Genomic DNA, 16,627 nt, shown 5'->3' on the forward strand with positions numbered 1-16,627 from the left:
CAGCACCACGTCTGGACCCTCATATAGCGGTCGGTCCGGAAAGGAAAGAAACAAGTGCTCATCGCACAGCGCCCCACCCTGTCGGAGGAGACCGTCGACCAGTTCCGGTCGCGGTTCGTCATCGAGCCCCTCGAGCCCGGCTTCGGCTACACGCTCGGCAACTCGCTGCGTCGTACCCTCCTCTCCTCCATCCCCGGCGCGTCCGTGACCAGCATCAAGGTCGACGGCGTGCTCCACGAGTTCTCGACCATCGACGGTGTCAAGGAAGACGTCACCGAGATGATCCTGAACCTCAAGGGTCTCGTGGTCTCCTCGGAGCACGACGAGCCCGTGACGATGTACCTCCGCAAGTCCGGTGCCGGCGACGTCACCGCGGCTGACATCGCGCCCCCGGCCGGTGTCGAGGTGCACAACCCGGACCTGAAGATCGCCACCCTGGGCGACAACGGCAAGCTCGAGATGGAGCTCGTCGTCGAGCGTGGCCGCGGCTACGTCTCGGCCGTCCAGAACAAGGGTGCCGACAACGAGATCGGCCGGATGCCGGTCGACTCGATCTACAGCCCGGTCCTCAAGGTGACCTACAAGGTCGAGGCCACCCGTGTCGAGCAGCGCACCGACTTCGACAAGCTCGTCATCGACGTCGAGACCAAGCCGTCCATCCTGCCCCGCGACGCCATCGCGTCGGCCGGCAAGACGCTGGTCGAGCTCTTCGGCCTGGCCCGTGAGCTCAACGTCGAGGCCGAGGGCATCGACATCGGCCCGTCGCCCGTCGACGAGCAGCTCGCCGCCGACCTCGCCCTCCCGGTCGAGGACCTGCAGCTGACGGTCCGGTCCTACAACTGCCTCAAGCGCGAGGGCATCCACACCGTGGGTGAGCTCATCAGCCGCTCGGAGCAGGACCTGCTCGACATCCGCAACTTCGGTGCGAAGTCGATCGACGAGGTCAAGGCCAAGCTGCACGAGATGGGTCTGTCCCTCAAGGACAGCGCGCCCGGCTTCGACCCGCACGCCGCCCTGGCGTCGTACGGCGACGACGACGACGACACCTTCGTCGAGGACGAGCAGTACTGATCGATTTCCGGATCCCCGGAATTCACTACCCCGGTACCTGGTACGGCCGGGGAGAAATGAGAGACAGCAATGCCCAAGCCCAAGAAGGGCCCCCGCCTCGGCGGTAGCCCGGCCCACCAGCGGCTCATCCTCCGCAACCTGGCCACCCAGCTCTTCGAGCACGGCCGGATCACGACGACGGAGGCCAAGGCCCGCACGCTGCGGCCGTACGCCGAGAAGCTGATCACCAAGGCGAAGAACGCGCACCTGGGTGAGAACCCGCTGCACAACCGTCGCGAGGTGCTCAAGAGCATCACCGACAAGGGTGTCGTGCACCACCTCTTCACCGAGATCGCGCCGGCCTACGCCGAGCGTCCGGGCGGCTACACCCGGATCACCAAGATCGGTCCGCGCCACGGCGACAACGCCCCCATGGCCGTGATCGAGCTGGTGACCGAGGCCTACAGCCCGAAGCCCGCCGCTGCGACGAAGAAGTCGGAGCCGGCCGCCAAGGTGACCAAGGCCGATGACGTCGCCCCGGCCGAGGTCGAGGCCGTCAACGAGGCCGACGAGACCGAGGTGCTCAGCACCGAGGCGACCGAGGTCGAGACCGCCGAGGCCGAGTCCACCGCGGAGGTCACCGAGGCCACCGACGAGGCTCCGGCCGAGGAGGCCGCTGCTGACGAGGCTCCCGCCGAGGAGACCGACGAGCAGGCCTGATCCGGCTGCATCGCGCCGACCCGTTGCCCTGGTGGCAGCGGGTCGGCGTGCTTTTCGGCCAGGTGAGCGCCGGACCTAGACTGGGAGCATGACGATCGACCTGGGCAACCCCCCTGTCCTGTCGCCCGACGACGCGGAGCGGCAGGTCCTCCTGGCCGACCCGCGCGGCTACTGCGCGGGGGTGGACCGGGCCGTCGTGACGGTCGAGGAGGCACTCGACCTCTACGGTGCGCCGGTCTACGTGCGCAAGCAGATCGTGCACAACAAGCACGTCGTGTCCAACCTCGAGGAGCGCGGGGCGATCTTCGTCGAGGAGCTCGACGAGGTCCCGGTCGGCGCGACCGTCGTCTTCTCCGCCCATGGCGTCTCGCCGGCGGTCCACCGCCAGGCGACCGAGCGCGAGCTGAAGACCATCGACGCGACGTGTCCGCTGGTGACCAAGGTGCACCGCGAGGCGGTGCGCTTCGCCCGCGAGGGCTACACGATCCTGCTCATCGGCCACGCCGGCCACGAGGAGGTGGAGGGCACCGCGGGGGAGGCGCCGGACCAGACCGTGCTCGTCGAGCACCCCGACGACGTCGCCAAGCTCGACTTCCCCGCCGACGCCAAGCTGGCCTGGCTCTCCCAGACGACGCTGAGCGTCGACGAGACGATGGAGACCGTACGACGGCTGCGGGCGAAGTTCCCGCAGCTGGAGGACCCGCCCAGCGACGACATCTGCTACGCGACCCAGAACCGTCAGGTGGCGGTCAAGGAGATCGGCGCGACCGCCGACCTGGTGATCGTGGTCGGCTCGGCCAACTCCTCCAACTCGGTGCGCCTCGTCGAGGTCGCGCTCGAGGCGGGCGCCAAGGCGTCCTACCGCATCGACGACGTCTCCGAGCTCGACCCGACCTGGCTCGACGGCGTGGCCACCGTGAGCGTGACGTCGGGCGCCTCGGTGCCCGACCACCTGGTCCAGGAGGTGCTGGCCTACCTCGCCGAGCGGGGCTACCCGGACGCGCGTCCGGTGCAGACCGCCGAGGAGACGCTGGCGTTCTCGCTGCCCAAGGAGCTCCACAAGGACCTCAAGGCCGCGGGTCGCTGAGCCTGCCCACGATGGCCCGCTTCCTCGACGTCCACCCGGACAACCCCCAGCCGCGGTTCCTGCAGCAGATCGTCGACGCCCTGCACGACGACGCGCTGCTCGCCTACCCGACCGACTCCGGCTACGCCCTGGGCTGCCGCATCGGCAACCGCGACGGCCGCGACCGGATCCTCAAGATCCGCGGTCTCGACGACCGCCACCACTTCCCCCTGATCTGCCGTGACTTCTCCCAGCTCGGTCAGCTGGTGCACGTCGACAACGCCGCGTTCCGGGCGATCCGCGCGGCCACGCCGGGTCCCTACACGTTCATCCTGCCGGCGATGCCCGAGGTGCCGCGGCGGCTGATGCACCCCAAGAAGCGCACGGTCGGCGTCCGGATCCCCGACCACCGTTTCGTCCAGGAACTGCTCGACCTGCTGGGCGAGCCGATGTTGTCGAGCTCGCTGATCCTCCCCGGCGAGACCGAGCCGCGCACGATGGGCTGGGAGATCAAGGAGGAGCTCGACCACGACGTCGACATCGTCGTCGAGGCGGGAGAGACCCCGGCCGAGCCGACGACCGTCGTGGACTGGTCGGAGGGCTATCCCGAGGTGCTGCGACGTGGGGCGGGCGACCCCGACCGCTTCTGACGGGTCTGCACCTGGTTGCGCACGCCCAGCACGCCGAGGCAGAGAAGGTAGCCGACGACCAGCGCGATCGCGTGGGTCGACAGCCCGCTGACCGTGGCCTGCACGACGCCGTCCTGAGCGTGCGCGATCGACCCCGGCTCCGCGAAGGCGAGCAGCACGACGGTGAGCAGCATCGCCAGCGGCGGGAGCACCCCGATCGTGAAGAAGTCGGACGGCCGCACGCGCAGGGCCGCGCCGGCACAGACGGTGACGAAGGTGAGGTCGAACAGCAGGCCGAGGTCGTCGCCGAGCACGACGTCGATCGCCGCGGCGGTGATGAGGAGCGCGACCGAGAGCGCGGCCACCTCGGAGCCGGGCTTCTCGCCCTGCTCCCAGAGCGTGCGCGGTGCGCTCGTCACGCCCCCACGCTAGGTCGGGGCGGGTGCGCGGCGCGGGCGGCTCGCCGTACGGCGCTCAGTCGTCGACCCGGCGCCCGGTGGCGGTGTCGAAGCGATGGGCGTCCTGGGGTACGGCGACGTGGACCGTGCTGCCGACGGCGGCCGGGTCCCGGTGGGGGAGCCGCACGCAGACGGTGGCGGTGCGGTCGGCGAGCTGGGCGACGCCGTACGCGAAGCTGTCGGAGCCCAGCTCCTCGACCAGGTCGATCCGGACGGGCATCCCGGCGCCGCTCTCGACGAAGTCCCACGCCTCGGGCCGCACGCCGACGGTCACCTCCCCATCGGGCAGCAGGTTCATCTGGGGCGAGCCGATGAACCCGGCGACGAAGAGGTTGGCGGGGCGGTCGTAGAGGGCCAGCGGGGTGTCGACCTGCTGGATCTCGCCCTCGTGCATGACGGCGACGCGGTCGCCGAGGGTCATCGCCTCGACCTGGTCGTGGGTGACGTAGACCGTCGTCACGCCGAGCTCGCGCTGCAGCCGCGCGATGTCGCCGCGGGTCTGGACGCGCATCTTGGCGTCGAGGTTCGACAACGGCTCGTCCATGCAGAAGACCTGCGGCTGGCGGACGATCGCGCGGCCCATGGCGACGCGCTGCCGCTGCCCGCCGGAGAGGGCCTTGGGCTTGCGGTCGAGGTGGTCGGCGAGGCCCAGCAGGGCGGCGACGGACTCGACGCGCTGGTCGCGCTCGGCCTTCGGCACCTTGGCCATCTTGAGCGGGAAGGCGAGGTTGTCGCGCACCGACTTGTGCGGGTAGAGCGCGTAGCTCTGGAAGACCATCGCGATGTCGCGGTCCTTCGGTGCCAGCCCCGTGACGTCGCGCTCCCCGATGAGGATCCGGCCGCTGTCGACCGGCTCCAGGCCCGCCAGCATGCGCAGGGTCGTGGTCTTCCCGCAGCCCGAGGGGCCGACGAGGACCAGGAACTCGCCGTCGGCGACCTCGAGGTCGATCCCGGGCACGGCGGGACGGTCGGTCCCGGCGTACCAGCGCTGTGCGCGCTCGAACGTGATGCTCGTCATAGGTAGACACCGTATATGTAAGTATGCTGAACTAACAAACATGTCCTGGCGAAGCCCGACGGAACGACCGCTCCGAGGCCGCACCAAGCTCCACCGAGCCGACTCACGTCGTCACCACCGCTCCATGTTGCTCCAAGAGCTCTTCGGAGAGGGGCCCGCGAGCCGTGCGGACCTCGCCCGGACGAGCGGCCTGACCCGGGTGACCGTCTCCGAGCTGGTCGCCGAGCTGCTGGCCGAAGGGCTCGTCGAGGAGCTCGGACAGCCCGCGAAGGCCGAGACCGGCGGTCGGGTGGGCAAGCCGCCCACGCTCGTCGGGCTCGTGCCCGCCGCCAAGCACATCCTCGCCATCGACCTCTCCGTCGACGGCCAGGTCGTCGGCGCCGTGCTCAACCTCGCCGGCGAGGTCATCACCAAGGACGCCCAGCCGCTGGACGGCCGGCGCGGGGACGAGGCGGTCGAGATGGTCCGCGTCTTCGCGACCGAGCTCGCCGAGCGGGCCACGTCACCCGTCCTCGGCATCGGCGTGGCCAGTCCCGGCGTCGTCAGCCCCGAGGGCGTGGTGCTCGACGCCCCCAACCTCGGCTGGCACGACGTCAAGCTGGCCGAGACACTGAGCGGTGCCCTGGGCCTCCCGGTGCACGTCGCCAACGACGCCAACACGGCCGTGCTGGGGGAGTACACCTTCGGCGGAGGCACCGAGGGCGGCCTCATGCTGCTGCGGCTCAGCACCGGTGTCGGCGCCGGCCTCGTGCTCGGGGGCGAGCTGCTCCACGGGCGCGGCGGGGCGGCCGGTGAGATCGGGCACGTGCAGGTCGTCGCCGACGGCGAGGAGTGCGCGTGCGGGCGGCGCGGGTGCTTGGAGACCTTCGTCGCCGTACCCCGGCTGCGCCGGCGGATCGCCGCCGACGACCTCGACGCCGCGATCACCGCGGCGGCCGGGCACCTCGCGGGTGCGCTCGCGCCCGTCGTGGCGACGCTCAACCTCGACGAGCTGGTCCTCAGCGGGCCGCTCGACCTCGTCGAGCCGCTCGCTGCGGCCGTCGCCCCCCTCGTCCGCGACCGGGTCATGCCGGTGAGCGCGGAGCAGTTCGTCGTGCGCGCGACCGCGCTCGGCGACAACGGAGTCCTCGTCGGTGCGACCGGTCTGGTCCTCGCCGCCGAGCTGGGGGTCTCGTGACCCCCGTCAGCAGCGCGACCCAGGGCGGGTGCGCGTCCCAGGTAAGGAAGCAGAGGAACTAGTGGTGGGCAAGAAGAAAGTAGTGGCCCTCGCGGCCATCGCCGCCCTGCTCAGCGTGACCAGCGCGTGCGGCTCCGATGACGACGACCCCTCGACCAGCGGCGGTCCCGAGAAGGCCGACATGGTGATGTGGCTCAACGGCGCCGACACCCCGCAGGAGGCGCGCGACTGGCTGAAGAAGACGTTCGAGGACGAGCACCCCGGCTCCACCCTCACCATCGAGGAGCAGGAGTGGGACGGGCTCGTCGAACGCCTCACCACCGCCCTGTCCTCGGAGGACCAGACGCCTGACGTCGTCGAGGTGGGCAACACCCAGGCGCCGACCTTCACCACCGCGGGCGCGTTCAGCGACCTGACCGGCGACCTGGACGAGTGGGGCGGTGACGACCTGCTCCCCGGCTTCGTCGACGGCGCGACCGTCGACGACAAGACCTACGCGGTGCCCTACTACGCGGGCTCCACCTACGTCTTCTACCGCAAGGACCTCTTCGAGAAGTCCGGTCTCGAGGTCCCCACCACGATGGAGGACTTCATCGCGGCGGCGAAGACCCTCAAGGCCGACAACCCCGACCCGGACTTCTCGGGCTACTGGCTCCCCGGGCAGGACTGGCGCGACGGCGCGGCGTTCCTGTGGGACGCCGGCGGCGACTTCGCGGCGGCCGACGGCGACAGCTGGTCCGGCACGCTCTCCACGCCGGAGAGCATCGCGGGGCTGACCACCTTCCAGGACCTCTTCGAGCAGGCGTCCGGGGCGCCGGCCGACGCCAACGAGTCCGACCCGGTCACGCCGTTCTGCGCGGGCAACATCGGCATGATGTCGCGTCCCGGCTGGGTGATGGGCCTGCTGACCGACCCCGACGCGGGCTGCCCCGACCTGGCCAAGAAGGTGGGCGTCTTCGCGCTGCCCGGCTCCGACGGTGGTCCTGCTCCGGTGCTGCTCGGCGGCTCCGACATCGCGGTGTCGGCCAAGACCGAGAACCAGGACCTGGCCCGCGACGTCGTCGGGCTGATGCTCAGCGACGACTACCAGGGCATCCTCGCCGACGCCGGGCTCACCCCGGCCCGGGAGTCGCTGTCCTCGCTGCTGGGCGATGACGAGTTCGCGCAGGCGACCATCGAGGCCGCGTCCAACGCCAAGCTCACGCCGGCCGCCGCCAACTGGGCGACCGTCGAGGGCACGCGGATCCTCGAGGACCTCTTCGGGCAGATCGCGCAGGGTGGCGACGTCACCCAGCTCGCCGGCGACGCCGACGACCGCATCAGCGAGACGCTCCAGTAGCAGCGCACGACGGGGGCGGGCCGGCGTACCCCCCGGACGCCGTCCCGCCCCCGCCTGCGCGCTCGCGCACCCACGACCCTCGGAAGGAGACAATCGCCCATGGCCCGACGCCGACCGGCCGTCCGCGCGACGCCGCTGCCCCTCGGCCTCGTCCTGCCCTCGGCAGCGCTGCTCCTCCTCGCCCTGGGCTATCCCCTCGGGCGGCAGGTGGTGCTGTCGCTGCAGGAGTTCGGGCTCGCGCAGCAGTTCGGCCGACCGCCGGAGTGGGTCGGGCTCGACAACTACCGGGCGCTGATCGACGACCCGTACCTCTGGACGGTCGTCCTGCGCACCGTGGTCTTCTGCTTCGTCAACGCCGCGCTGACCATGGGCGCCGGCGTCGGCATCGCGTTGCTGATGACGCGGATGAGCCGAGGCGTGCGGATCGCCGTGCAGAGCGGGCTGCTGCTGACGTGGGCGACGCCGGTGGTGGCGTCGATGATCGTGTGGCAGTTCCTCTTCGACACGCAGTACGGCGTCGTGAACTCCGTCCTCACCTCGCTGGGCGGCGACTACGAGGGCCACAGCTGGCTGCTGGAGCCGATGTCGTTCTTCGCCGTCGCGACGATCATCGTGGTCTGGATGAGCGTGCCGTTCGTCGTCTTCACCGTCTACGCCGCCCTGACGCAGGTGCCCGACGACGTCGTCGAGGCCGCCGAGATCGACGGGGCGGGTGCGTGGCAGCGGTTCGTGCACGTGGTGGTGCCGACGATCCGGCCGGTCCTGCTCGTCGTGCTGCTCCTGCAGGTCATCTGGGACCTGCGCGTCTTCACCCAGATCTACACGCTCCAGAAGGCCGGCGGCATCACCCGGGACACCAACCTGCTCGGCACCTACATCTACACGCTCGGGATCAAGGGCGGCGACTTCGGCACCGCTGCGGCTGCCGCGATGTTCATGCTGGCCCTGACGGTGGTGCTGACGGCGCCGTACGTCCGGTTGATGTTCCGACAGGAGGAGGGCTGATGTCCGCGCGACCTCCGTCGCGATCGGTGCGGTGGGGCGCCAACGCCCTCGGCCTGGTCGTCCTGCTGGTGAGCGTCTTCCCGGTCTACTGGATGGTCAGTCGCTCGTTCCTGCCGCGCAACCGGATCCGCAGCGACGGGCAGACCTGGTTCCCGTGGCACGGCACGTTCGCCAACTACGACCGGATCCTGTCCGGCGACGGCTTCCGCACGGCGCTCGTCAGCAGCCTGTCGGTGACGGTGCTGACCGTCGTGATCGCGCTGTTCTTCGCGTTCCTGGCGGCGGTCGCGGTGAGTCGGTTCCGCTTCCGCGGGCGGACCACCTTCGTGCTCACCCTGCTGGTGGTGCAGATGATCCCGGCGGAGGGGCTCTTCATCAGCCAGTACAAGATGCTCGAGGGCGTCGACCTCCTCAACTCCGTCGTCGGCCTCACCTTCGTCTACGTCGCCAGCGTGCTGCCCTTCACCGTGTGGACCCTGCGCGGGTTCGTCGACGGCGTGCCGCGCGAGCTCGAGGAGGCCGCGATGATGGACGGCTGCTCGCGCGTGCAGGCGTTCTTCACCGTGACCCTGCCGCTGCTCGCGCCCGGGCTGGTCGCCACCGGTCTGTTCGGGTTCATCCAGGCCTGGAACGAGTTCACCCTCGCGCTGGTCGTGATGACCGACCCGGCGAAGGAGACCCTGCCCGTCTGGCTGATCGGCTTCTCGGAGTCGCGCAGTCGCGGGGTCGACTGGGGCGCCATCATGGCGGCGTCGACCCTCATCACGATCCCGGTCATCGCCTTCTTCCTGGTCGTCCAGCGGCGGATGGTCACCGGCCTCACCGCGGGCGCGGTGAAGGGATGAGCCCCGAGGAGCTCGCCCTGCAGGTCCTCCTGCCGTCCTTCCCCGGACCCGCGCTCCCCGACGACTGGGCCGGGTTGCTGGAGGAGGGCCTCGGCGGCATCTGCCTCTTCGGCTCCAACCTCACGGGCGACCTCGCCGCGGTGCGGGAGCTCACCGACGCCGTACGACGGGTGCGCCCCGAGGCACTCGTCGCGACCGACGAGGAGGGCGGCGACGTCACGCGGCTGCACGCGCGGACGGGGAGCCCGGTGCTCGGCGCCGCCCAGCTGGGGGCGGTCGACTCGCTCGAGCTGACCGAGACCGCGGGCGGGCTGGTGGCGGCGGACCTGGTTGCTGCCGGGATCGACCTCGACCTCGGGCCGGTCGCCGACGTCAACAGCAACCCCGACAACCCGGTGATCGGCACCCGGAGCTTCGGCGCCGACCCCGCCCTGGTGGGCCGCCATGTCGCGGCGTGGGTGCGCGGGCTGCAAGCGGGCGACGTGGCCGCCTGCGTGAAGCACTTCCCCGGCCACGGCTCGACCGCCGAGGACAGCCACCTCGCGCTGCCCGTGCTGGACGCTCCGGCGGAGCTCGTGCGCTCGCGGGACGTCGCGCCGTTCGCGGCCGCGGTCGCGGCCGGCGCCGCCTCGATCATGACCTCCCACATCGTCGTGCCGTCGCTCGACCCGGGCCTGCCCGCGACGTTCAGCAGGCCGGTGCTCTCGCTGCTCCGCAGCCTGGAGTACGACGGCGCGATCGTCAGCGACGCCCTCGACATGGCCGGCGCGTCCCGTGAGCGCGGCATCCCCGAGGCTGCGGTGCTCGCCCTGGCTGCCGGGGTCGACCTGCTGTGCATCGGCCCGGACAAGGACGTGGCGCTGGTGCGCGCGATCCAGGGCGCGATCGTCGCCGGGGTGTCGGACGGACGACTGGCCGAGGAACGGCTCGTCGAGGCGGCGGGGAGGGTGGACCTGCTCCGGCGCCGGGGGCCGTCACTGCCGGCGACGCCTCCGGTCCGCGCTGGCGACGGCGACCGGATGGCGGCGGGCGCCCGGCGGGCGGTGGCCGTCGAGGGCGTCCTTCCCGACCTGGCCGGCGCCCGGGTCGTGAGCATCAGCACGCCGGCGAACATCGCGGTGGGCGAGGTGCCGTGGGGCATCGCCCCGGACCTCGTCGTGCGGCCGGGAGAGGCGCTTCCCGACGGACCGCTCGTCGTGCAGGTGCGCGACGCGCACCGCCGCCCCGAGGTGCTGGCCGCCCTGCGCGGTCTGGGAGACCGGTCGGTCGTCGTGGAGTGGGGCTGGCCGGGGCCATGGCCCGACCCGGGGTCGGGCACCCCGCGGATCTGCACGCGCGGCATGTCGCGACCGGTGGTCGCGGCGGTGGAGGACATCATCGGAGAGGCGGGTTGGCGGCGGTGACAGGGGAGGTCCCGGCTCGGATCGGGCTCGACATCGGGGCGACGAAGATGCACGGCGTCGCCGCGACCGCGGACGGCGAGGTGCTGGCGGAGGTGCGCGCGACGACCCCGACCGGTGGCGACGACGTGGTCGCGACCGCGGCCGGCGTGGTCGACGAGCTCCGGTCGCGGCTGGGTGCCGGGCTCGACGGGGTCGTGGGGGTCGGCGTGCCCGGCCTCGTCGACGTCGCGCACGGTGCCGTCAAGCACGCGGTAAACCTCGGCGTCGACGACTGGTTCCCCATCGCCGACCGGCTCGCCGAGCGCATCGGCACGCGCGTGGTGGTCGACAACGACGTCAACGCGGCCGCGCTCGGTGCGGCCAAGGTGACCGGTCACGACGACCTCGTCTACCTCAGCCTCGGCACGGGTCTGGCCGCGGCGTCGATCCTCGACGGGCGGCTGCGGCGCGGCTTCCGCAGCGCGGCGGGCGAGATCGGCCACGTCCCGGTCGACCCGCAGGGCCGCCAGTGTCCGTGCGGCCAGGTCGGCTGCCTGGAGACCGCCGCGTCCGGGTCCGCCGTCGCAGAGGCCTGGCCGAGCCCCGACGTGCCTCCCGCGCAGGCGCTCTTCGACGCCGCGGGCGCCGGTGACCCACGCGCGGTCGAGGTGCGGGACCGGTTCGCTGCGCGGGTCGCGGACGCCGTACGCCTGGTGTGCCTGACGGTCGACCCGGAGTACGTCGTCCTCGGCGGTGGCGTGTCCCAGGTCGGCGAGCGGCTGCGTGCCGCGGTGGTCGCGGCGCTGGCCGAGCAGGCCTCGGCGTCGCCCTTCCTGCGCTCGCTCGACCTGGCCGGTCGGGTGTTGCTGCTGCCGCGTGACGTCCCGGTGGCAGCGCTCGGGGCGGCGCTCCTCGCCGCGGGGCCGGTCCGATGAGCGACCGGCTCGTCACCGGCGGCCGCGACAGCGACGGCGCTGCGGTCGACGTCGTCATCAGGGACGGGCGCGTGGTCGCGGACGGCGACGGACCGACGTACGACGCCCGCGGGCTCACCGTGCTCCCCGGTCTCGTCGACCTTCAGGTCAACGGCGCTGCCGGCATCGACCTCACCCGCGAGCCCGACCGGCTGTGGGAGGTGGCCGCCTCGCTCCCGGAGTACGGCGTGACGGCCTTCCAGCCGACGATCATCACTGCCGCGCCCGAGGTCCGGTCACGCGCGCTCGCCGCCCTGCGGGCGGGACCGCCCGCCGGCTGGTCGGGTGCCGAGCCGTTGGGTCTGCACCTCGAGGGACCGATGCTCGCTGTCGGTCGCAAGGGCGCGCACCCCCCGCAGTGGCTGCGCCCGCCGTCGGTCGCGCTGGTGGACGGGTGGTCGCGCGACGCGGGCGTCACGATGGTGACACTCGCGCCCGAGCTGCCCGGGGCGCTCGACGTCGTCGCGGTCCTCGTGGAGCGCGGCGTGGTGGTCGCCCTCGGACACACCGAGGCACCCGCGGAGGCCGTGGCCGCCGCTGTCGACCGTGGTGCCCGGGTCGTCACCCACCTCGGCAACGCGATGCCTGCCCTGGCCGGTCGCGACCCGGGTCCCGTGGGCGCCACGCTCGCGGACCCGCGGCTCGTCGCCGGGGTGATCGCGGACGGGCACCACCTCGCGCCGGCGACCCTCGCGTCCTACTGGCGCGCCCTCGGACCGGCGCGGTTCCTCGCCGTCACCGACTGCACGGCCGGCCTCGGCATCGCCGACGGTCCGACCCGCTTGGGCGACCACGACGTGGTGGTCCGCGACGGCACGGTCCGACTCGCCGACGGCACCCTCGCCGGTTCCGCGGCGTCGTTGCCGGCCTGCCTCGCGGTGCTGCGGTCCGCCACCGGCTGCACCCTGAGCGAGGCGGTCGCGGCGTGCACGACGACGGCGGCCGCCGTCGTCGGCGACGACAGCCGCGGCCACCTCCGACCGGGCGCCCGCGGTGACCTCACGCTGGTCGACGACGACCTGACCGTGGTCGCGACGATCGTCGGCGGGCGGCTCGTGCACGGGGAGGCCCGCTGATGGAGGTCGTGCCCCTCGACACCGCGGCCGAGGTCGCGACGCTCGCGGCCGACACGATCGAGGCTGTCGTCGCGGCCCGGCCGTCCGCTGTGCTCGGGCTCGCGACCGGCTCGACGCCACTGCTGACCTACGCCGAGCTGGTCCGCCGCCACGAGCACGGGTCGGCACCGTCGTACGCGCAGGTGCGGTGCTTCAACCTCGACGAGTACGTCGGCCTCCCACCCGGCCATCCGCAGAGCTACCGCGCGACCATCGCCCGCGAGCTCACCGACGCGCTCGGCATCGCGCCGGACCGGGTGCACGGCCCGGACCCGGAGGAGGCCGGCCTGCCGACGGCGGGAGAGCGCTACGAGGCCGCGATCGCGGCGGCCGGGGGGATCGACCTCCAGGTGCTCGGCATCGGCACCGACGGCCACCTCGCCTTCAACGAGCCCGGTTCGTCGCTCGCCTCCCTGACCCGGATCAAGACCCTCACCGAGCGGACGCGGCAGGACAACGCACGGTTCTTCGGCAGCCTCGACGACGTGCCGCGACACGTGCTGACCCAGGGCCTGGGCACGATCCTGCGCGCGCGGCACCTCCTGCTGCTCGCCACCGGTGCGGCCAAGGCCGCCGCGCTGGCCGCCGCCGTCGAGGGGCCGCTGGCCGCGTCCAGTCCGGCGTCGGTCCTCCAGCTGCACCCGCACGTCTCGGTCCTCCTCGACCGGGAAGCCGCGAGCGGCCTGACACGCACCGCCCACTATCGCGAGGTCTACGACGCCAAGCCGGCCTGGCAGGGCCTGTAGCCCGGATCGGCTCCTCAGTCGTTCGTGCGCAGCGCCAGGCGCGCGAGGCGGATCGTGGCCGACCGCGAGATCGGCGGCGGGTCGTGGGGGCCGACCGTCTGGACCCACAGCTCCACGCCGACGAGGGTGCGGCCCTCGCGCATCCAGATGTGGCGGCTGAAGAGCACGTTGCGCATGTGGGTGTCGATGTCACGCCAGTGGTCGTTGATCTTCCACGCCGCCGGGCGGCCGGCGCCCAGGCTCGGGACGTCGGCCCCGCGCACGATCAGGGTGCCGTTGATGACCGGGTCGTGGCGCACCCCGTAGCAGCTCGCGGCGTTGTGGCGGATCTTCCGGATCGCCCGCTTCGCGTCGCCCACCGACGCGAACTCGTGCACCCGGACGTAGGCCGTGGGGTCGGTGTCACCGGCGCCGTAGTAGTAGGCGAAGGTGCTCTCGATCCCCTGGGGCCCGTGCGTGGGGTCGTAGGCGGAGCAGTCCGGTCGGAAGATCCAGATCGGACCGTCGTCCTCGATCCCTCGGCTGCTCACCGGCGTGATGCGGTCGACCTGGTGGAGGCTCGGCACGTCGCTCGCGTCGACGGTGCGACGGTGCGACGCTGCCTGCGTCGCCGCGCCCGCGGGGGTGGCGCCCGCGGCGAGGGCGAGGGCGAGGGTCAGGATCAGGTTGCGTCCGCGCATGGGGGCTCCGCTCCGGGGTCGGGGACTACCAGCAGGGTAGGTCCGCGCGCGCCGATCCGGTATCCGCTAGTCGGAGGAAAGGTCGACGACGACCGGCGCGTGGTCCGACGCGCCCTTGCCGGCCCGCTCCTCGCGGTCGATGAACGCGCCGGTCACCCGGGCCGCGAGCGGCCGGGAGCCGAGGACGAAGTCGATCTTCAGGCCGCGGTCGCGCTCGAAGCGCTGGCGGTAGTAGTCCCAGTAGGTGTAGCCCGGCGCGTGCGCGCGGGTGACCTCCTCCCAGCCGTCGTCGAGGAACGCCTGGAACGCGGCGCGCTCGGCGGGCGTGACGTGGGTGGAGTTCTTGAACTGCGTGACGTCGAAGACGTCCGCGTCGGTCGGACAGATGTTCCAGTCGCCGACCATCGCGGTCGGGCTGTCCTGCCAGGCCGTCGCGGCCAGCCGCAGCTTGGCCAGCCAGTCGAGCTTGTAGACGTAGTGGGGGTCGTCGGGCTTGCGGCCGTTGGGGATGTAGAGGCTCCAGATGCGTACGCCGCCGCAGGTCGCGCCGATCGCCCGGGCCTCGGGCTCGGCGGGCTCTCCCCACCCCGGCATGTCCGGGAAGCCGACCTCGACGTCCTCGAGGCCGAGCCTGCTGATGAGCGCGACGCCGTTCCACTGGTTGATGCCGGCCGCCGCGACGTCGTACCCGCGCGCCTGGAGGCCCATCAGCGGCAGCTGCTCCTCGCGCGCCTTCGTCTCCTGCAGGGCGAGCACGTCGATCTCGTGCCGGTCGAGCAGCGCCTCGACGCGGTCGATCCGCGAGCGCAGCGAGTTGACGTTCCAGGTCGCGATCCGCACCCGGAGACGCTAGCCGATGCGGTGGCTGCGGACGCCGGCCGGCTGCGTGCGCTCGTCCGCCGAGCGCTCGATGCAGAACTCGTTGCCCTCGGGGTCCGCCAGGGTGACCCAGCCGGTGCCGTCGTCCTTGCGGAAGTCGCCGACCAGGGTCGCGCCGAGCTCGAGTGCCTGGGCGACCGCCTCGTCGCGGGTGCGGTCGCTCGGCTGGAGGTCGAGGTGGAGGCGGTTCTTGGCCGTCTTGCCCTCCGGCACCGGGATGAACAGCATCGAGGTGCCCGACGGCGGGAAGTGCGGGGCGAGGAGCACCTCCGGGTCGTCGTCGTAGAAGACGACCCAGCCGGTGAGGGCCGCCCAGAACTCCGCGAGCTTGCGGGCGTCGCCGGCGTCGAAGGTCATGTTGTTCACGGTCATCGCCATGGGCCCACTCTTGCCCGCGCAGGCAAGGGCGTCCAGCGGATTCTCCCGCGGGCGGTACGGACTCGTAGACTGCCCGCCCGTGGCTCTCACCATCGGCATCGTCGGTCTCCCCAACGCGGGCAAGTCGACCCTCTTCAACGCATTGACCAAGAACGACGTGCTTGCGGCGAACTACCCGTTCGCGACGATCGAGCCCAACGTCGGTGTGGTCGGCGTGCCCGACGACCGGCTGCCGCAGCTCGCGGAGATCTTCGGTTCCGAGCGGATCCTGCCCGCGACGGTCGAGTTCGTCGACATCGCCGGCATCGTCCGGGGCGCCTCGCAGGGGGAGGGGCTCGGCAACAAGTTCCTCTCCCACATCCGCGAGTCGGCGGCGATCTGCCAGGTCACCCGGGTCTTCCGCGACGAGGACGTCACCCACGTCGACGGCGAGGTCAACCCCGGCAACGACATCTCGACGATCCAGACCGAGCTGATCCTCGCCGACCTCGAGACGGTCGAGCGGGCGATCATGCGGCTGGAGAAGGAGGCGCGCAAGGTCAAGGAGCTGGCCGCGAACCTCGAGGCCGCGAAGCAGGCCAAGGAAGCGCTCGAGAGCGGTACGCCGATCATCGCGACCTCGATCGACCGGGCCCTGCTGCGCGAGCTCTCGCTGCTCACCGCCAAGCCGTTCATCTACGTCTTCAACTGCGATGCCGACGAGCTGCACGACGAGGACCTCAAGGCGCAGATGCGCGCCCTGGTCGCCCCGGCCGAGGCGATCTTCCTCGACGCGAAGTTCGAGTCCGAGCTGATCGAGCTCGAGGACGACGAGGCAGCGGAGTTCCTCGCCGAGGCCGGCATCACCGAGCCCGGGCTCGAGGTGCTCGCCCGGGTCGGCTTCGACACCCTCGGCCTGCAGACCTACCTCACCGCCGGCCCCAAGGAGTCGCGCGCCTGGACCATCCGGAAGGGCGACACCGCCCCGCAGGCGGCCGGCGTGATCCACACCGACTTCGAGAAGGGCTTCATCAAGGCCGAGATCGTGTCCTTCGCCGACCTCGTCGGTGCCGGCTCCATGGCCAAGGCCAAGGAGGCCGGCCGGGTGCGCATGGAGGGCAAGGACTACGTCATGCAGGACGGCGACGTGGTGGAGTTCCGCTTCAACGTGTGAGGTCCGGGCCACT

18 protein-coding genes are annotated in these 16,627 nt (G+C 71.9%); 13 read left to right on the forward strand and 5 right to left on the reverse strand.

Annotation, left to right across the window (positions count from 1 at the left end; translation table 11 throughout):
- The first annotated feature begins 54 nt into the window (after positions 1 to 54).
- The 4 genes from ACAX67_RS06195 to ACAX67_RS06210 all read left to right on the forward strand — a co-directional run bounded on the left by ACAX67_RS06195 (position 55) and on the right by ACAX67_RS06210 (position 3,486).
- Positions 55 to 1,071, forward strand: a complete 1,017-nt coding sequence (locus tag ACAX67_RS06195) for a DNA-directed RNA polymerase subunit alpha (RefSeq protein ID WP_370702933.1) — start codon at positions 55 to 57, stop codon at positions 1,069 to 1,071.
- A 69-nt stretch (positions 1,072 to 1,140) separates the two neighbouring features.
- A complete protein-coding gene (gene rplQ / locus ACAX67_RS06200) occupies positions 1,141 to 1,770 on the forward strand; it encodes a 50S ribosomal protein L17 (RefSeq protein WP_370702934.1) in 630 nt (209 codons plus the stop codon).
- An 88-nt stretch (positions 1,771 to 1,858) separates the two neighbouring features.
- Positions 1,859 to 2,857, forward strand: coding sequence for a 4-hydroxy-3-methylbut-2-enyl diphosphate reductase (locus ACAX67_RS06205; RefSeq protein ID WP_370702935.1), 999 nt, complete (start codon positions 1,859 to 1,861; stop codon positions 2,855 to 2,857).
- 11 nt (positions 2,858 to 2,868) lie between these two features.
- Positions 2,869 to 3,486, forward strand: coding sequence for an L-threonylcarbamoyladenylate synthase (locus ACAX67_RS06210; protein ID WP_370702936.1), 618 nt, complete (start codon positions 2,869 to 2,871; stop codon positions 3,484 to 3,486).
- Here ACAX67_RS06210 and ACAX67_RS06215 read toward each other — a convergent pair.
- Together ACAX67_RS06215 and ACAX67_RS06220 are read right to left on the reverse strand one after the other, a co-directional pair.
- Positions 3,438 to 3,884, reverse strand: coding sequence for a DUF6542 domain-containing protein (locus ACAX67_RS06215; protein WP_370702937.1), 447 nt, complete (start codon positions 3,882 to 3,884; stop codon positions 3,438 to 3,440). The genes ACAX67_RS06210 and ACAX67_RS06215 overlap by 49 nt on opposite strands.
- Positions 3,885 to 3,939: 55 nt before the next feature.
- Complete coding sequence (locus ACAX67_RS06220) at positions 3,940 to 4,941, reverse strand: ABC transporter ATP-binding protein (RefSeq protein WP_370702938.1); 1,002 nt, start codon at positions 4,939 to 4,941, stop codon at positions 3,940 to 3,942.
- Between the two features lie 124 nt (positions 4,942 to 5,065).
- Between ACAX67_RS06220 and ACAX67_RS06225 the strand changes: the two genes are divergently transcribed.
- The 8 genes from ACAX67_RS06225 (at position 5,066) to nagB (ending at position 13,524) form a co-directional block, all read left to right on the forward strand.
- Positions 5,066 to 6,118 (forward strand): ROK family transcriptional regulator, encoded by a 1,053-nt coding sequence (locus tag ACAX67_RS06225; protein ID WP_370702939.1) that lies wholly within the window; start codon positions 5,066 to 5,068, stop codon positions 6,116 to 6,118.
- A gap of 64 nt (positions 6,119 to 6,182) precedes the next feature.
- Positions 6,183 to 7,457: an extracellular solute-binding protein gene (locus ACAX67_RS06230; RefSeq protein WP_370702940.1), complete on the forward strand. Its 1,275-nt coding sequence runs from the start codon at positions 6,183 to 6,185 to the stop codon at positions 7,455 to 7,457.
- A gap of 99 nt (positions 7,458 to 7,556) precedes the next feature.
- The gene (locus tag ACAX67_RS06235) at positions 7,557 to 8,462 is read left to right on the forward strand and encodes a carbohydrate ABC transporter permease (RefSeq protein ID WP_370702941.1); all 906 of its coding nucleotides are present in this window, start codon (positions 7,557 to 7,559) and stop codon (positions 8,460 to 8,462) included.
- Positions 8,462 to 9,307 carry a carbohydrate ABC transporter permease gene (locus ACAX67_RS06240; protein WP_370702942.1) on the forward strand — a complete coding sequence of 282 codons (846 nt, stop codon included), beginning with the start codon at positions 8,462 to 8,464 and terminating at the stop codon, positions 9,305 to 9,307. Before ACAX67_RS06235 ends, ACAX67_RS06240 begins: the two co-directional genes overlap by 1 nt.
- Complete coding sequence (locus tag ACAX67_RS06245; protein WP_370702943.1) at positions 9,304 to 10,710, forward strand: glycoside hydrolase family 3 N-terminal domain-containing protein; 1,407 nt, start codon at positions 9,304 to 9,306, stop codon at positions 10,708 to 10,710. Before ACAX67_RS06240 ends, ACAX67_RS06245 begins: the two co-directional genes overlap by 4 nt.
- A complete protein-coding gene (locus ACAX67_RS06250; RefSeq protein WP_370702944.1) occupies positions 10,707 to 11,624 on the forward strand; it encodes an ROK family protein in 918 nt (305 codons plus the stop codon). The genes ACAX67_RS06245 and ACAX67_RS06250 overlap by 4 nt, the downstream gene beginning before the upstream one ends.
- Positions 11,621 to 12,739, forward strand: coding sequence for an N-acetylglucosamine-6-phosphate deacetylase (gene nagA, locus ACAX67_RS06255; RefSeq protein WP_370702945.1), 1,119 nt, complete (start codon positions 11,621 to 11,623; stop codon positions 12,737 to 12,739). The genes ACAX67_RS06250 and nagA overlap by 4 nt, the downstream gene beginning before the upstream one ends.
- Positions 12,739 to 13,524, forward strand: a complete 786-nt coding sequence (gene nagB, locus ACAX67_RS06260) for a glucosamine-6-phosphate deaminase (RefSeq protein WP_370702946.1) — start codon at positions 12,739 to 12,741, stop codon at positions 13,522 to 13,524. The genes nagA and nagB overlap by 1 nt, the downstream gene beginning before the upstream one ends.
- A 14-nt stretch (positions 13,525 to 13,538) precedes the next feature.
- Here nagB and ACAX67_RS06265 read toward each other — a convergent pair whose 3' ends face one another.
- The 3 genes from ACAX67_RS06265 to ACAX67_RS06275 all read right to left on the reverse strand — a co-directional run bounded on the left by ACAX67_RS06265 (position 13,539) and on the right by ACAX67_RS06275 (position 15,461).
- On the reverse strand, positions 13,539 to 14,204 hold the full coding sequence (locus ACAX67_RS06265) for a hypothetical protein (protein WP_370702947.1): 666 nt from the start codon (positions 14,202 to 14,204) through the stop codon (positions 13,539 to 13,541).
- A 66-nt stretch (positions 14,205 to 14,270) separates the two neighbouring features.
- Positions 14,271 to 15,044, reverse strand: a complete 774-nt coding sequence (locus ACAX67_RS06270) for an exodeoxyribonuclease III (protein WP_370702948.1) — start codon at positions 15,042 to 15,044, stop codon at positions 14,271 to 14,273.
- A 9-nt stretch (positions 15,045 to 15,053) separates the two neighbouring features.
- Complete coding sequence (locus ACAX67_RS06275; protein ID WP_370702949.1) at positions 15,054 to 15,461, reverse strand: VOC family protein; 408 nt, start codon at positions 15,459 to 15,461, stop codon at positions 15,054 to 15,056.
- A gap of 79 nt (positions 15,462 to 15,540) precedes the next feature.
- Here ACAX67_RS06275 and ychF point away from each other — a divergent pair, with 79 nt between their 5' ends.
- Positions 15,541 to 16,614, forward strand: a complete 1,074-nt coding sequence (gene ychF, locus ACAX67_RS06280) for a redox-regulated ATPase YchF (RefSeq protein WP_370702950.1) — start codon at positions 15,541 to 15,543, stop codon at positions 16,612 to 16,614.
- The last annotated feature ends 13 nt before the right edge of the window (positions 16,615 to 16,627 follow it).

This window comes from Nocardioides candidus (genome assembly GCF_041321175.1).
Classification (GTDB): Bacteria; Actinomycetota; Actinomycetes; order Propionibacteriales; family Nocardioidaceae; genus Nocardioides.

Coding starts and splice junctions, on each gene's coding strand:
- rplQ (WP_370702934.1), top strand. CDS start 1,141: ATGCCCAAGCCCAAGAAGGGCCCCCGCCTCGGCGGTAGCCCGGCCCAC.
- ACAX67_RS06205 (WP_370702935.1), top strand. CDS start 1,859: ATGACGATCGACCTGGGCAACCCCCCTGTCCTGTCGCCCGACGACGCG.
- ACAX67_RS06210 (WP_370702936.1), top strand. CDS start 2,869: ATGGCCCGCTTCCTCGACGTCCACCCGGACAACCCCCAGCCGCGGTTC.
- ACAX67_RS06220 (WP_370702938.1), bottom strand. CDS start 4,941: ATGACGAGCATCACGTTCGAGCGCGCACAGCGCTGGTACGCCGGGACC.
- ACAX67_RS06225 (WP_370702939.1), top strand. CDS start 5,066: ATGTTGCTCCAAGAGCTCTTCGGAGAGGGGCCCGCGAGCCGTGCGGAC.
- ACAX67_RS06235 (WP_370702941.1), top strand. CDS start 7,557: ATGGCCCGACGCCGACCGGCCGTCCGCGCGACGCCGCTGCCCCTCGGC.
- ACAX67_RS06240 (WP_370702942.1), top strand. CDS start 8,462: ATGTCCGCGCGACCTCCGTCGCGATCGGTGCGGTGGGGCGCCAACGCC.
- ACAX67_RS06245 (WP_370702943.1), top strand. CDS start 9,304: ATGAGCCCCGAGGAGCTCGCCCTGCAGGTCCTCCTGCCGTCCTTCCCC.
- nagA (WP_370702945.1), top strand. CDS start 11,621: ATGAGCGACCGGCTCGTCACCGGCGGCCGCGACAGCGACGGCGCTGCG.
- nagB (WP_370702946.1), top strand. CDS start 12,739: ATGGAGGTCGTGCCCCTCGACACCGCGGCCGAGGTCGCGACGCTCGCG.
- ACAX67_RS06265 (WP_370702947.1), bottom strand. CDS start 14,204: ATGCGCGGACGCAACCTGATCCTGACCCTCGCCCTCGCCCTCGCCGCG.
- ACAX67_RS06275 (WP_370702949.1), bottom strand. CDS start 15,461: ATGGCGATGACCGTGAACAACATGACCTTCGACGCCGGCGACGCCCGC.